The organism is Tepidibacillus fermentans, assembly GCF_004342885.1.
Classification (GTDB): Bacteria; Bacillota; Bacilli; order Tepidibacillales; family Tepidibacillaceae; genus Tepidibacillus; species Tepidibacillus fermentans.
In genome coordinates this window covers 1-15,060 of sequence record NZ_SMAB01000031.1, presented here as the reverse complement: position 1 = coordinate 15,060, position 15,060 = coordinate 1, and the positions used below count along the sequence as shown (strand labels likewise).

The following is a 15,060-nucleotide window of genomic DNA, read 5'->3' as shown; positions in this document are numbered from 1 at the left end:
CCTACATATGCCTGATGTGATTTCTGTTCGTCAGACCAGAAGTTTGCCTTCGGCTTCCTTCAGATTCCACCTCACGGTGGACACCCTTGCCTTTGACTATGTGCTTGGCACTATCAACCCGCACTCAGGACTTTCACCTGTTAGACTGCACCCATGCCGGGCGCACAAAGAGATAGCCTTGTTGGAAAAAACAAGGCTTTACTTCGTCCCAAATAGGCGATCCCCTGCATCGCCAAGACCTGGAACGATATATCCATGATCATTTAATTTTTCATCAACCGCAGCTACATAAATATCCACATCATCATGCTCCTCTTGGACTCGCTTAACCCCTTCTGGTGCAGCAATTAGACACATCAATTTGATATTTTGTGCGCCTTTTTCCTTTAATAATTGAATGGCTGCGGAAGCAGAACCTCCTGTAGCTAACATTGGGTCGATGACAATCAATTCACGCTCAGTAATATCACTTGGCAGTTTCAGATAATATTCTACTGGTTTTAGAGTTTCAGGATCGCGATATAAACCAACATGTCCCACCTTTGCTGCAGGGATAATCTTCAAAATTCCATCTACCATTCCTAAACCTGCCCGGAGGATTGGAACAAGGCCAATCTTTTTCCCTGAAACCACTTTTGCAACGGCTTTACTAACGGGCGTTTCGATGGTTACTTCTTCTAAAGGTAAATCCCTTGTAATTTCATAAGCCATCAATGTTGCCACTTCATCTACTAATTCACGAAACTCTTTTGTACCTGTGTTTTTGTCGCGAATATAGGTAAGTTTATGCTGAATTAAAGGGTGATCAAATACATATAATTTCGACATCAAATCTCTCCTTAAATCACATCAATAATTTAACTCTTTATATAATGGATAACGCTCTACTAATGATTGGACTCTTACCTTTGCTTCTTCATGGATATCTTTGTGATCTGGATTTTTCAAAGTCATCGCAATGATCTCAGCGATTTCTTCCATTGCTGTAGTATCCATTCCCCTTGTCGTTACAGCAGCAGTTCCAATCCGAATCCCACTTGTTACAAATGGACTTGCTTGATCAAATGGGATCGCGTTCTTATTACAGGTGATTCCTATTTCATCCAATAAGCGTTCTGCATCTTTTCCTGTAATATTCATTTCTGTTAAATTGACAAGAATTAAATGATTATCTGTACCACCTGAAACTAGTTTAAAACCTCTCTCGATTAATGCGTTGGCTAGGTGTTTCGCATTCTCCACAATTCGCCCCGAATACTCTTTAAATTCAGGTTGTAAAGCTTCATAAAGAGCAACAGCTTTTGCTGCGATGACATGCATTAATGGGCCACCTTGAACCCCAGGGAAAATAGATTTATCTATAGCTTTGGCATATTCTGCCTTACACAAGATCATTCCCCCACGCGGTCCTCGTAACGTTTTATGTGTTGTGGTTGTGACAAAATCAGCATAGGGTACAGGGCTTGGATGAAGTCCTGCAGCAACCAATCCAGCGATATGGGCCATATCAACCATCAATAATGCCCCTACTTCATCGGCAATTTCACGCATCTTCGCAAAATCGATCACACGTGGATAAGCGCTTGCTCCTGCTACAATTAATTTCGGCTTGTGTTCAATCGCTAATCTTCGAACCTCATCATAATTAATCTGTTCTGTTTCTCGATCTACTCCGTAAGGAACAAAACGATATAACGTACCGGAAAAATTGACCGGACTTCCATGAGTGAGATGTCCACCATGAGCTAAATTCATTCCTAATACGGTATCCCCTGGCTGTAAAACGGAAAAATATACCGCCATATTTGCTTGAGCACCTGAATGAGGCTGAACATTGGCATGTTCTGCTCCAAAGAGTTGTTTTGCTCTCTCGCGTGCTAGATCCTCAACGATATCTACATATTCACAACCGCCATAATAACGTTTACCTGGATAACCTTCTGCGTACTTATTCGTCAAAACGGTTCCTAACGCTTCTAAAACAGCTTCACTTACAAAATTTTCTGATGCGATTAATTCAATTTTGGAGCGTTGACGATTTAATTCTTGTTTTATTGCCTCAGCAACTTGCGGATCTTGCTTTTTTAACTTCTCCATCCTTTCTCTCCCCCTCTTAACAAGATTCTCCATCCTTAGGTCTGATGCCCTTAATCATTGTCGATGGGTCAATTCCATCAATGGTATATTGTGCCCTTGCGCCACCGATTAATTTTGGCCTCGTTTTCGCCATGGTAACATGGGCATGACCAACTTGTTTTATACTAGAGCGGACAGGAACAGCAACATGCTTTAAGTGCATACCAATCAGTGTATCACCAATATCGATTCCAGCATCTGCCTTAATAAATTCAACCACTACTGGCTCCTGAAATTGGTGAAATGCATAAGTTGCCATTGCTCCGCCTGCTTTTCTTACAGGTACGACCGTTACAATTTCAAAACCAAATTTCTCTGCTGTTTCCCGCTCAACAACAAGCGCTCGATTGATATGTTCGCATCCCTGAAAAGCGAGATGAAATCCATGTTTTTGCTTTGCTATCCATACAGCATCAAAAATTTCCTTTGCTACTTCTTCACTTCCTGCAGAACCAATTTGCTTCCCCAAAACTTCACTGGTACTTACACCTAAAACCAATAGATGACGATGGTTCATTGGAAAGGAAAGAAGTAAATCATCTAGTAATTTAGAAACTTGACTCTGAATCTTACCTTTTTCAAGCATCCGATTTAACCTTCCTGTAATTGATCTTTTAATCGATTTTCAATCTGGATAATCTTTTGAATTCGACGTTCATGTCTTCCACCTTCAAATTCTTCGCCTAACCAAATTCGAACGATCTCCTCTGCTACATTAAATCCAGTTGTGCGTCCACCTAAACATAACACATTGGAATCATTGTGTTGACGTGTTACTCTAGCTGTGTAGCAGTCATGAACTAATGCGGCACGAACACCTTCTACTTTATTGGCTGCAATCGACATCCCAATGCCTGTCCCACAAATTAAAATTCCTCTGTCAACTTCACCTTTTGCGACTCGGTTGGCCACTGGAAACGCATAATCAGGATAATCAACCGACTCAAGTCCGTTTGTTCCTAGATCTTCATATTCGATTCTTAGATCATCCATCACCCGTTTAATATGTTCCTTTAATTCGTATCCTCCATGATCTGCTGCAATTGCTACCTTCATTCATGTCCCTCCATTTCTTTCATTCCATATTATAACCTAATTAGGTCGTATCACATAGATAAAAGATAAAATGACGCCAAAAAAAAGAGAAAGATTCTCTCTAAATTTTAAACTTGAGAATACTTTCTCTTAATTGATGTGCTTGTTCTTTTAATAATTGAGTGGTAGCCGCAATCTCTTCCATGGCTGCAGTCTGCTGTTGTGTCGAAGCTGCTACCTGTTGCGAACCTGAAGATGTTTGCTTTGCAATATAGGCAACTTGATCAGCTTTTTCTTTTGTTTTTTCGATATGCATTGCTTGTTCTGAGATTAGACTTCCAATATGTTCAACCGATTCTACCACATCGTTTACAATCTCTTTTACATTCGATAATGCTATCTTGGTATCCCCTCCTTTGTTTGACTGTGCTGTTGCTAGTTCTACTTGGTGGGAGATTTGATTCACAACATTACCTACCTCAAGCTGCATTTGTTGGATTAACTCACTAATCGTTTGTACCGCTTGTCTACTCTCGTCAGCTAGCTTCCTTACTTCCTCTGCAACCACGGCAAACCCCCGTCCATGTTCGCCAGCCCTCGCAGCTTCAATCGAAGCATTTAATGCCAATAGATTGGTTTGTTCAGCAATATCCCCTACGACTCCGGTAATCGTTCCAATCTCTTCTGCATGTTGCTGTAGTTTTCGAACAAATTGAATCGATTCTTGATTTTCATTTGCGATCTGTGAAAGACCTTCAACAAGAGAATGGACTACATCAATACTCTCTTCTATCACTTTTTTCATTTGGTAGGCATTCCCTTTGGTTTGGTCGGCCTTTTGATTGACCGTTTCGGATAGATGGTGGATCTGATTGATCGATTCAACAGTCGTATTGGTTGCTTCAGCTTGCCGTTCGGCTCCTCTAGCAATATCATCGATTGTTCTTGAAATCTGTTCTGCAGATATAGCTGCCTGTTCAGAGGCTTGGTTCAATTCCGTTACATGTGTATTCGTTAATTCAAAAATATGATGGATTTCTGTTACAACTTGACTAATATTTGAGATCATTTGATTAAAAGCCAGCCCTAGGGCTCTTAATTCATCATCAGATCTCACTACTTTTACATTTGTTCTTAAGTCCCCTGCTGCTGCTTTTCTTGCTACCTGTTCAATTTCCGTTAATGGTTTCGTTAGAATTCTAGCAGCCAGATAACCAAAAATACTTGACCATATGATACCCAAGGCCATAGTTCCAATGACAAACCAATGATAAGGTAAGAAATAAAAGTAATCCTTTAGTCCCAAGATGATAAAGGCACTTGTTCCGTAAGTTACGATAGATAAAGTCGTAATTCCAAGAACAAATTTTTTCGTTAACCGAAATCGGTATCCCCTCTCATCCATGAACGTCACCTCTTTTCGATCCATTTAACTTAAACATTTATTTTATAATATTCTTGTTGAAAACTTATTCACCTTTTTTATTTACACGTTTTTCATCCATAAATTGAATCCATTTATCTAGAGCTTCTTCAATTTCCTTTGCCGTTTTTCGATAGGTTGCTAAATCACCGCCATAAGGATCATCAACGTCATAGGACGGCATATTCTGCCTTAACTGTTCGATCTCCTTAAGATCTTCCTCTATTTCTTGCTGCAATTGTTGTTCATATTGTTGCAACTTTCCTTCTATTTTCTTTAATTCCTGCTGTAGCATTTGGTATCTATTCTCTAGCTCTTCTATTTCTTTTTGATAGCGTGTGAAAAAGCGTTCTTTCTTCTCCTCAATTCGTTGATAGATATCATTCAGTTTCTTCCATTCGCGATTCCTTTCAAAACGATGGCTATATTCTTTTAATGTATAGATTCGGTCCGCGAATTCTGGGTATTGATCGATTAATACACTTTTATGTCCTTCTGTCATCGTTAAGACTAAATCTGCCCATTCTAGCAATTCTTTGGACACTCTTTGTGTCTGATGTTGATCGGACATGCCATAATCCCTCATGACTTGTCGTGCGTGTTTGGATGCTGGTTGCCCTTCAAAAGCGGCAATCCCTGCAGATTTTACTTGGATATCGATTTGATTTTCTTTCGCCTTTTTCAACAAAATCTTTTCAGCCATTGGACTTCGACAAGTATTTCCTGTACAGATAAAAAGGACGTTCACCTTCCCACTCCCTTTTGTTCAATGATGTAAGTTATAAACAATATACATAATTAAGATCCCTAACCCCATCCCAAACCTTGATAGGAGGGGATGTAGCTTGATACTCTCAGGACCAATATCTTTTACCACAATATATCCCATTGCGCCACTAGCTATAGACAAACCGATAGAAATCCAATAGGGTACAATTTGTCCCAATCCTAACGCAACTAATGTACCTAAGGGGATAAATAATCCAGTTGCAATAGATAGTAAAAACACATAAATAGAAGGTATTTTCCCTAATAAGAGGGTAGAGGCAATCCCAAGTCCTTCAGGAATATTATGTAACGCAATCACTAAGGCTACACGGATTCCTAATTGGGATTGAGTTTCATAACCAGCGCCAATTGCTAATCCTTCTGGAAGGTTATGTAAGGCAATCGCTAGTGTCATAAAATAGCCCATTTGTTGGTAAAATTTAGATTGCGTCCTGCCTTGACCGAATTGCTTTCGACTAAACAAGATTTTCGCTAAGATCCAATCAAAGACAAACATAAAGATAATACCAATCAATAATCCGGTCAATGTATAGAATAGGTTACCATAGATGATCGATGAAGGTAATAGATCGGCCAAAACAACAATCCCCATGATACCCGAAGCTAAACCTAGATAAAATCCCAGTACCTTCCTTGTAGGCTCACCAAACCAAAGAACGATCAAAGCCCCTATACCTGTTGCTAGCCCCGACAAAAGACTCATCCAAAGAACCTGTATCATAGGATTACACCAAAAACTTAATCCCAAAAACTAGAAGTATAATGCCACCAAAAATTTCTCCGTATTCTCCTAGCCAATGGCCGATTTTTGTTCCAATTGAAAGCCCTAGGGCGGTCATCACTCCACCCATTAAACCAAATAATAAAATGGCAAACCAAATGTCGACCGAGAATAAGCCAAGGGAAAAACCAATAGAAAGGGCATCAATACTTACGCTAAACGCCAGTAATAGCAAACCAATCCCTGCGATCTGGTTCAATGAATGTCCATCTTTTTCTGCAAAAGAAGACCAAATCATATTCAATCCCAAAAAGACTAACAAACTGCCTCCAATCACAGTTGCAACGTCACCGATCATCGTTGATAAATAATGGCCAATCGCGACACCTACAAGTGGCATGATAATATGAAAAATTCCAATTGTTGTACTCACCTTGAGGATTTGAGAGATAGTGAGGCCTTGCATACCAATTCCTATTCCTAGAGAAAAAGCATCCATTCCTAAAGCCACTGCGATCATAAAGAAGGTTACGACTTCACCAAAATGCAGATAGAAAAAAAACATGATTTTATCCCTCCATAACCTTGTCTATGTAAGATTATGCGAGGACTCTTTTTCTCATGATTGAATGTCGATTATACTTTTAAAATATTTCCACCGGCTGCTTTTTTTAGTCGATTCATGATTGCTAAACCTATTCCAGTTTCAGGAAACGCTTCTGCTAAAATAAAGTCGATCTTATCTTTATCAAATTGTCGTAGTGCATCATAGACGTTTGCGGCAAAAGGAGTTAAATCATCTTTATTACCATAAGCAAGAACCTTATAAGCAGTTTCGCTAATCCTGTCTTGGTGGTCTTTGGTCGTAAGGACGCCTACTCGCCTCCCTTCCAAAGACTTTTCCTTCACTATGCGATTAATTTCCTGAATGACTTTCTCTTCTTCACCTTGAACGAGCCACATTTCAGCATCAGGGGCATAATGGGTATATTTCATTCCAGGTGCCTTTGGCTTTTCTCCTTTATGTACTAAGGCCGGGTCTATTTCTACTTCACCTATTACTTCTTCAAGTTGTTCTATTGTAACTCCACCTGGACGTAAAATTACGGGTTCATCCCCACTTACGTCAATTACTGTGGATTCTACCCCATATCCTGTATTCCCGCCATCAACAATACCATCGATCCTGCCGTGTAAGTCTGACCATACATGTTCAGCCTTCGTTGGACTCGGTTTGCCCGAACGATTCGCACTTGGAGCCGCAATTGGAACTTGGGCAGCTCTAATAATGGCTAAAGCTATCGGATGATCAGGCATTCGAATCGCTACTGTTGGCAAGGAGGTTACCAATTCTGAGATTTTCCCTTTACTCGGAAAAATAATCGTTAATGGGCCTGGCCAAAAACGAGCCATTAATTGCTTACTTTTCTCATCGATATGGGTTACAAGTTCATTTAATTGTTCGAATGAAGCAATATGCACGATTAAAGGATTATCACTGGGACGACCTTTTGCCTCAAAGATTTTGCGAACCGCGTTGGAATCCAAGGCATTTGCCCCTAATCCATATACCGTTTCGGTCGGAAAGGCGATGACTTCACCTTTTCTCAATCGATCACCAATTTCCATAACTGTTGGGTTGTATTCATCCACATTTTTATCCACATACCAAAGCTTTGTCTTTGTTGTAAACATTATTTCCTACTCCTATTCTTGATCACTTTCATTGCTTGTTTTATCAATATTTCTTAACACCATTTAACTAAATACAGAGGAAAAAGTCAAAAGAAAAAGAACAAGTTATTCACATGATGTGAATAACTTGTTCATAACTTTGTTTATAACTTTTCATAACAACCACATTTTGTTGATAACTATTTTTTCTTAATGTATTTACGTGTATCGATCGCTACAGCAGTTACAATAATTAGACCCTTAATAATATATTGAAGATAAGGATTCACACCGATGAAAGCCAAACCATAGTTAATAAGTTGGAAGATGATTACACCAGTAACTACTCCACCAACTGTACCGATTCCACCACTAAATGATACTCCTCCGACTACAACGGCAGCAATCGCATCTAATTCATACATAAATCCTGTGTTATTTGTCGCACTACCTACACGACCTGCTTCTAATACCCCGGCAAATCCATACAATACCCCAGCAATTGTATAAAGAATTAATAAATTCTTTGTAATATTAATTCCTGAAACAGCAGCTGCTTCTGGATTGCCGCCAATGGCATACATATTTTTGCCTAAACGGGTTTTATTCCAAATCACCCACATGATGATTGTAATGATTGTTGCGTAAATTACGAGATAAGGAATCATAAAATTGCCGATCATTATATTCCCTTGAGCAAAATTCATAAACCGTGGATCCAATCCGCCAATTGGTTGTGCACCATATGGTGGTCGGTCAAAATAAATCGAAGTTACACCATATGCAATAACCATTGTACCTAACGTAGCGATAAACGGCGTAACATTAAGTTTTGATACGATAAATCCATTGATTAGTCCGAATAATCCTGTGATGATTGCAACAAGAATAATTGGTACAAATAGTGGCAATTCAGGTAAATTAGGATACATGCGATAAGCATAGTCTGGTGCCTGTAATAAAGACGCAGATACTACAGCGGCTAATCCAACTAAACGACCAGCAGACAAATCCGTTCCTTGAGTTATAATCAGCCCACCAACACCTAATGCAATAATGATCCTAGTAGAAGCCTGGGATAAGATATTACGTAAATTTATAACGGATAGAAAATCTGGAGAGATTGCGATAATAATTAATAACAAGGCAATTAAAATGAAATAGATTGCATTATTCATGATCCACTGTAGCATATCTTTTTTAGTTGATTTCTTCGTTTTATCTGAATTTAAAGCCAGCATTTTTTTTCACTCCTTTTATAAAAATTTAGCAGATAAGCGCAGAATCTCTTCTTGATTCGTATTTTTCGTCTCCACAATTCCTGCAACTTTTCCATTACTCATGACAAGGATTCGATCTGTAATCCCTAATAATTCTGGCATCTCAGATGAAATCATGATGATCCCTTTATCTTTTTTGGCTAATTCCAAAATTAATTGATAGATTTCGTATTTTGCTCCAACATCAATACCACGTGTGGGTTCATCCAGCATAAGGATCTCTGGCTGGGTTAATAACCATCTTCCCATAATTACCTTTTGTTGATTTCCTCCAGATAAAGATTGAATTGATGTTTTTTGGGAAGGTGTTTTTACTCTCATACTATTAATAACCCATTCTGTATCTTCTTTACATTTGTTATCATCAATCATTCCAAATTTGCCGATATACGCATCCAAATTCGCAATGATCGAATTAAAATTAATATCTAGAATTCCAAATATACCAGTAGAACGGCGTTCTTCCGTAACAAGGGCAAATCCGTTTTTTATCGCATCCCGCGGTGATTTATTGATTACTTCTTTACCATGCAAGTAAATTTTTCCTGACTTTAATTTTCTAATACCAAATATTGATTCAACTACATCTGTTCGTTTGGACCCCACTAATCCTGCGATACCTAGAATTTCACCTTTTCGCAACTCGAAGGATACACCTTCAATTGAAGGCTGATAAGTTGCTGTCAAATCTTTAACTTCTAATATTGTTTCTTTTGGGACATTATCTTTGGTAGGAAAGCGATTTTCTAAGTCACGACCAACCATCAAACTAATAATTTTATCTGTCGTTAATTCATGAGATGGTTTTGTAACAATCCACTTACCATCCCTCATGATTGTCACTTCATCAGCTATTTGAAGGATTTCTTCCATTTTATGAGAGATATAAATGATACCTACGTTTTTTTCTTTTAAAGTTTTTATTATTTTAAATAAATGATTCACCTCTTTTTCCGTCAAGGAAGAGGTAGGTTCGTCCATTACGATAATTTTCGAATGATAAGAGACCGCCTTCGCAATTTCTACCATTTGCATTTCCGAAACCGATAATTTTTCCGTTTTTATGCGTGGGTCTAAATTTATATCCAGCTCTTCAAAAATCTTTTTTGTATCTTCATACATTTTTTCCTCGTCAATAAATAATCCCTTCTTGGGATAACGACCTAACCAAATATTATCCATGATATTGCGCTGACGTACTTGGTTTAGTTCCTGATGAACCATTGAAACACCATTATCTAAGGCTTCTTTCGGTGTAGTAAATGTTACTTGTTTACCATCAAGGAAAATTTCACCACTATCTGCATGGTAAATACCAAATAAGCATTTCATTAAAGTAGATTTCCCAGCGCCATTTTCCCCCATTAATGCATGTACTGTGCCCGCCTTAACTCTTAGCTGCACATTATCTAAAGCTTTAACACCTGGGAATTCCTTTGTAATATTGACCATTTCTAATAAATAGTTTGACTTCTCTTTCTCTTGCACTATATCAGCCATAGGTTTCACCCCATTCTATCGGTCATTTAATAAATAAGGATGCATGCTTATGCTTTGCATCCTTATTTACCTTCACATTTTAAAAATTTTACTTATATGCTTCTTCAGCGACTGAAATGTTATCTTTGGTGATTGCTATATATGGAACACGAACTGCTTTTTTGTCATCCAATTTCCATTTTGTTCCTGCTAATACATCTTTTCCGGTTGCTACATTGAATGCTAAATCAAATGTAGCTTGTCCTTGATTTTTCGCATCATTTAATACTGTACCTAACATTGTACCAGCTTTAATTTGTTGTATTGCATCAGGTATTGCATCTACACCAACTACAGGCATGTATTTATTACCCGTAAAATAGCCGTTTGCTTTTAATGAAGAAATTGCACCTAATGCCATTGCGTCATTGTTAGCAATCACAAATTCAATCTTATCTCCATGCTTTGCTAACCATGCATCCATTAATTCCTTACCCTTTACAGAATCCCACATACCTGTTTGGAGTTCTAACTGTTCTACACCAATACCGGCTGCTTTAATCTCATCAATCGCATATTTTGTACGAGCTTCGGCATCAGGATGTCCTGGTTCACCTTTTAGTAGAACGTATTGAATTTTGCCATCACCATTTTTATCCCATTTATCTTTATTTGCTTTCCAAGCATCTACAATGATTTTGCCTTGAATTACACCAGATTCTGAAGAGGTAGTACCTACATACCATGCTTTATCATAGCTTTTTAATACACTTGCATCAGGCTCTTTGTTAAAGAATATAACTGGTATGTTTGCTGCTTTTGCTTTTGCAATGATCGTTGGCGCAGCTTGAGGGTCAACTAAGTTAATTGCTAAGGATTTAACCCCTTTAGCAATCATCATATCTACCTGCTCATTTTGAGTCGATTGGTTATTTTGGGAATCATTTAAAATTAATTCCGCTTTCCCTTTTGCACTTGTCTCAATTGCTCGACGCACAAAAGACATAAAGTTATCATCGAACTTATAAATCGCTACCCCAATCTTTGGCATTTCCGCAGATTTGTCGGCTGGGGCATTAGATCCTGTGGTCGTCCCACATGCCGTGACAGTTAAGATAAGTGATAACACCATTAATAATGCAAAAAATTTTCTCATTTATTTTCCCCCTCTTTTCTATTAAAAATAGATAAAGCGCTTACATTTTGAATTTTACTAAATTTTTAGTCAAACTGTCAATATTATTTTTTCAGTTACATTTGTAAAATTTTTTTATAATTGCTATGAAAGTTTTTAAATGAGACTCTTTCAATCTTAGTTAACTATTCAAAAGGGCGTTCTTGGAACAGCAATACTAAATGAAATTGAACTTATATATTTAAAGGATTAGTAAAATATACTAAATATTTCAGTAAAATCATTACACCCTAGAAAACGAATCCTGTTTTTAACCACTAAAAAACCCAGTCAAAATGACTGGGTAAATAAATATAGAATATTAAAATAGTGAACGAATAAAAGCGAATAACTTGCTAAATAACTCGACAATAAAAAATTTCACTTTAACATCTTCGTTTGCTTTTGCTGATACTGAAGAGCTTTTTGTTGAATCAACTGTAGCTTTAGTATCTGCTTTTACAGCATCACCGTTAGACATATCAATGAAACAGAGCGGTGGAAAGAGAACACACCACCAATTTTGCCCTTGCCCGTTTCCGACTGTAATACGTAATGCTTCATAGTTCCCTGCAGGATAGACGATTTGTCCATACATTTTTGTCGGAAAAGGAACAATCCCAAGTTCAACTTTTGCTGGATAATCGTAACCATTCTTAGCAATGGTTTGGTCAACGACTTGTTGTAATTCAGGTAAGTGACCACGAATCACTTCTCTTGCTTGCCCAATATTGGCTAATGAATTCACCCAAGGTTCAATTTTTGCTACAACTTGATCGCGAATTTTTTGTTTGAGTAATTGATCTTCAGGAGAATCACTATTGGCTATAATTCGCAAACGGATTGCTTCATTAGGTATAACCGCTTGTTGATTGTTTGCTGCAGCAATGGCCGCATCCTGTTTTTGCCCATCCCAACTCATCAATAAAACGGAAAATATAAAGATAAAATATAAGACCCTCTTCATTTCGTTTCCCCTCTCTCTACTCTCTATCAACAGTATTGACAGGAAAAGTTCAGAATAAACTTCCCCGAAAAGTTTATTCTGAAGTGAGGGGTTAATGGTAAGTGATAAGAGTAAACTTTATAATAAAGTTTACTCTGAAATGTCAGAAATCAGGGGTCAGATTTGAGGAAATTGGCGAAATAGCCAATTTCAGTCTTTAAACCATGCCATAGCGACTCTTGGAATACCTTGAAAGTCAGGTAAAACTTGATAGGACTTTGCTCCTGAGTTTGCAAATAATTGCTGAATCGCTTCTGATTGATCAGTTCCGATTTCAAAAGCAATCATTCCGAGCCGTTTTAGAACAGAAAAACTTTGACTTATGATTTGACGATAAAAAACTAAGCCATCTTCCCCTCCATCTAATGCGAGGATCGGCTCATAATTCTTTACTTCTGGCATCAAAGTTTGAATATCTCTTGAGGGAATATAGGGGGGATTAGAGATCACGAGATCTACCTTCATCTTCTGACGAATGATTGGTTCTAATAAATTCCCATGATGAAAAATTAGTTTCGCCCCCAATCTCTCGGCATTTCTTTTGGCAACCTGCAAGGCTTGTTTTGAAATATCAACCGTATGCACATTCCAGTTAGGTTTTTCTAGTGACAATGTAATCGCGATTGCACCACTTCCAGTTCCGATATCCACAACGGTTATGGGTTGATCTTGCCAGATTTGTTCTGCTTGTTGAAGAACTTCTTCGATCAGTAATTCTGTTTCCGGCCTTGGTATCAATACGGACGAATTAACCTGAAACTCACGCCCAAAGAACTCTTGTGTACCAATAATGTATTGAATGGGTTCATGATTGATTCTTCGGTTTAACCATTGTTTAAATTGTTCAAGTCGACTCATAGGCATTGATTCGTTCCAATGAACAAATAATTGGCTACGATCCCAACCAAATAAGGAGCGAATCATGATTTCTGCTTCCAGTTCTGCTTGTTCAATATTTTGCTTTGCTAAAAAGGAAGAAGCCCAAGTTTGGGCTTCCCGAATCGTCATTTTCATCGCCATCTTACTCCATACCTTGACTTTTTAATAATTCCGTTTGGGCTTGAACTTGTAATGCTTGAATAATTTCATCTAAATCTCCATCTAGCACTTGATCTAGTTTGTGTAAAGTTAAACCGATTCGATGATCGGTTACACGGCTTTGCGGGAAATTGTACGTACGAATCCTTTCAGAACGATCACCTGTACCTACTTGGTTTTTGCGGATATCAGCTTGTTTTGCTTGTTCTTCTTCTAGTTGTTTTTCATAAAGCCTTGCACGTAGTACTTTCATCGCCTTTTCTTTATTTTTGATCTGCGATTTTTCATCTTGACATTGTACAACAATTCCTGTTGGGATATGGGTAAGGCGTACAGCGGATTGAGTGGTGTTTACGGATTGCCCACCAGGTCCGCTAGAACAGAACACGTCAACACGAATATCTTTTTCATGAAGTTCCACTTCAACCTCTTCTGCCTCAGGTAATACGGCAACGGTTGCCGTTGAGGTATGAATCCTTCCACCTGATTCTGTCGCAGGTATTCGTTGAACTCGGTGGGCACCACTCTCGTATTTTAGGAAACTATATGCACCTTTTCCTTGGATCATAAAGACAACCTCTTTAAATCCACCTATTCCAGTATAGTTTGCATCGATCACTTCGGTCTTCCATCCTTTTCTTTCGGCATAACGAGTATACATGCGGAAAAGGTCGCCAGCAAACAAAGCAGCTTCATCCCCGCCAGCAGCACCACGAATCTCGACGATGACGTTTTTCTCATCATTTGGATCTTTCGGTAAGAGGAGGATTTTTAATTTCTCTTCTAATTGTTCTTTTTTCTGCTCTAATTCATCAATCTCCATCTTTACCATTTCTCTCATTTCGGAGTCCAATTTTTCATTCAGCATTGCTTTTGCATCTTTATACTCTTGAACAACTTGCTTATATTCACGATATGTCTGAACTGTTTCTTCAAGGTTAGATTGCTCTTTGGAATAGTCCCTTAGTTTTTTGGGATCGTTAATCACTTCAGGATCCATTAAATATTCACTTAATTGATTATATCGATCTTCAAGTTCTTGTAAGCGATCAAACATTTTACTTTCACCCCATCTATAAGATACCCACAAAAATAACGATAGGTTACCTCGATACTTTTGCGGGGATCTAAACGAAATATTAAACATTAAATGTATAACATTACAATTATATACGATGGGGGAATGGTAAAGCAATAGGCACCCATTTCTCGTTTGTGTCAAGTTTTTGTGGGAGAAATTTTTTACAAATATATACAAATATATTATGTAAGCGTAATCGGTATTTGAGAGTTCCCCTAGGTAGA

Annotated in this window: 15 protein-coding genes; all 15 read right to left on the bottom strand. The window is 38.1% G+C overall.

The window, feature by feature from the left end; translation table 11 throughout:
• Window positions 1-198: 198 nt before the first annotated feature.
• Window positions 199-828, bottom strand: coding sequence for a uracil phosphoribosyltransferase (gene upp / locus EDD72_RS12160; protein ID WP_132770733.1), 630 nt, complete (start codon window positions 826-828; stop codon window positions 199-201).
• Between the two features lie 21 nt (window positions 829-849).
• A complete protein-coding gene (locus tag EDD72_RS12155; RefSeq protein ID WP_132770731.1) occupies window positions 850-2,097 on the bottom strand; it encodes a serine hydroxymethyltransferase in 1,248 nt (415 codons plus the stop codon).
• A gap of 16 nt (window positions 2,098-2,113) precedes the next feature.
• Window positions 2,114-2,722, bottom strand: coding sequence for a TIGR01440 family protein (locus EDD72_RS12150; RefSeq protein WP_132770728.1), 609 nt, complete (start codon window positions 2,720-2,722; stop codon window positions 2,114-2,116).
• Between the two features lie 5 nt (window positions 2,723-2,727).
• Complete coding sequence (rpiB, locus tag EDD72_RS12145) at window positions 2,728-3,192, bottom strand: ribose 5-phosphate isomerase B (protein WP_132770726.1); 465 nt, start codon at window positions 3,190-3,192, stop codon at window positions 2,728-2,730.
• Window positions 3,193-3,292: 100 nt separating this feature from the next.
• Window positions 3,293-4,576 (bottom strand): methyl-accepting chemotaxis protein, encoded by a 1,284-nt coding sequence (locus tag EDD72_RS12140; protein WP_165895090.1) that lies wholly within the window; start codon window positions 4,574-4,576, stop codon window positions 3,293-3,295.
• A gap of 64 nt (window positions 4,577-4,640) precedes the next feature.
• On the bottom strand, window positions 4,641-5,342 hold the full coding sequence (locus EDD72_RS12135; protein WP_279388113.1) for a low molecular weight protein arginine phosphatase: 702 nt from the start codon (window positions 5,340-5,342) through the stop codon (window positions 4,641-4,643).
• 18 nt (window positions 5,343-5,360) lie between these two features.
• The gene (locus EDD72_RS12130) at window positions 5,361-6,086 is read right to left on the bottom strand and encodes a ZIP family metal transporter (protein WP_207893702.1); all 726 of its coding nucleotides are present in this window, start codon (window positions 6,084-6,086) and stop codon (window positions 5,361-5,363) included.
• A 22-nt stretch (window positions 6,087-6,108) separates the two neighbouring features.
• Complete coding sequence (locus EDD72_RS12125; protein ID WP_132770718.1) at window positions 6,109-6,669, bottom strand: manganese efflux pump MntP; 561 nt, start codon at window positions 6,667-6,669, stop codon at window positions 6,109-6,111.
• A gap of 71 nt (window positions 6,670-6,740) precedes the next feature.
• Window positions 6,741-7,799: an L-threonylcarbamoyladenylate synthase gene (locus tag EDD72_RS12120; protein ID WP_132770716.1), complete on the bottom strand. Its 1,059-nt coding sequence runs from the start codon at window positions 7,797-7,799 to the stop codon at window positions 6,741-6,743.
• 179 nt (window positions 7,800-7,978) lie between these two features.
• A complete protein-coding gene (gene mglC, locus EDD72_RS12115) occupies window positions 7,979-9,019 on the bottom strand; it encodes a galactose/methyl galactoside ABC transporter permease MglC (protein ID WP_132770714.1) in 1,041 nt (346 codons plus the stop codon).
• A gap of 15 nt (window positions 9,020-9,034) precedes the next feature.
• Window positions 9,035-10,558 carry a galactose/methyl galactoside ABC transporter ATP-binding protein MglA gene (mglA, locus tag EDD72_RS12110; RefSeq protein ID WP_132770711.1) on the bottom strand — a complete coding sequence of 508 codons (1,524 nt, stop codon included), beginning with the start codon at window positions 10,556-10,558 and terminating at the stop codon, window positions 9,035-9,037.
• Window positions 10,559-10,646: 88 nt separating this feature from the next.
• Complete coding sequence (gene mglB / locus EDD72_RS12105; protein ID WP_132770709.1) at window positions 10,647-11,693, bottom strand: galactose/glucose ABC transporter substrate-binding protein MglB; 1,047 nt, start codon at window positions 11,691-11,693, stop codon at window positions 10,647-10,649.
• A gap of 340 nt (window positions 11,694-12,033) precedes the next feature.
• Window positions 12,034-12,678, bottom strand: a complete 645-nt coding sequence (spoIIR, locus tag EDD72_RS12100; protein ID WP_132770707.1) for a stage II sporulation protein R — start codon at window positions 12,676-12,678, stop codon at window positions 12,034-12,036.
• Window positions 12,679-12,867: 189 nt separating this feature from the next.
• Entirely contained in the window at window positions 12,868-13,731 is an 864-nt protein-coding gene (prmC, locus tag EDD72_RS12095) for a peptide chain release factor N(5)-glutamine methyltransferase (protein ID WP_165895089.1), read from the bottom strand.
• A gap of 7 nt (window positions 13,732-13,738) precedes the next feature.
• Entirely contained in the window at window positions 13,739-14,812 is a 1,074-nt protein-coding gene (gene prfA, locus EDD72_RS12090; RefSeq protein ID WP_132770703.1) for a peptide chain release factor 1, read from the bottom strand.
• Window positions 14,813-15,060 lie beyond the last annotated feature (248 nt).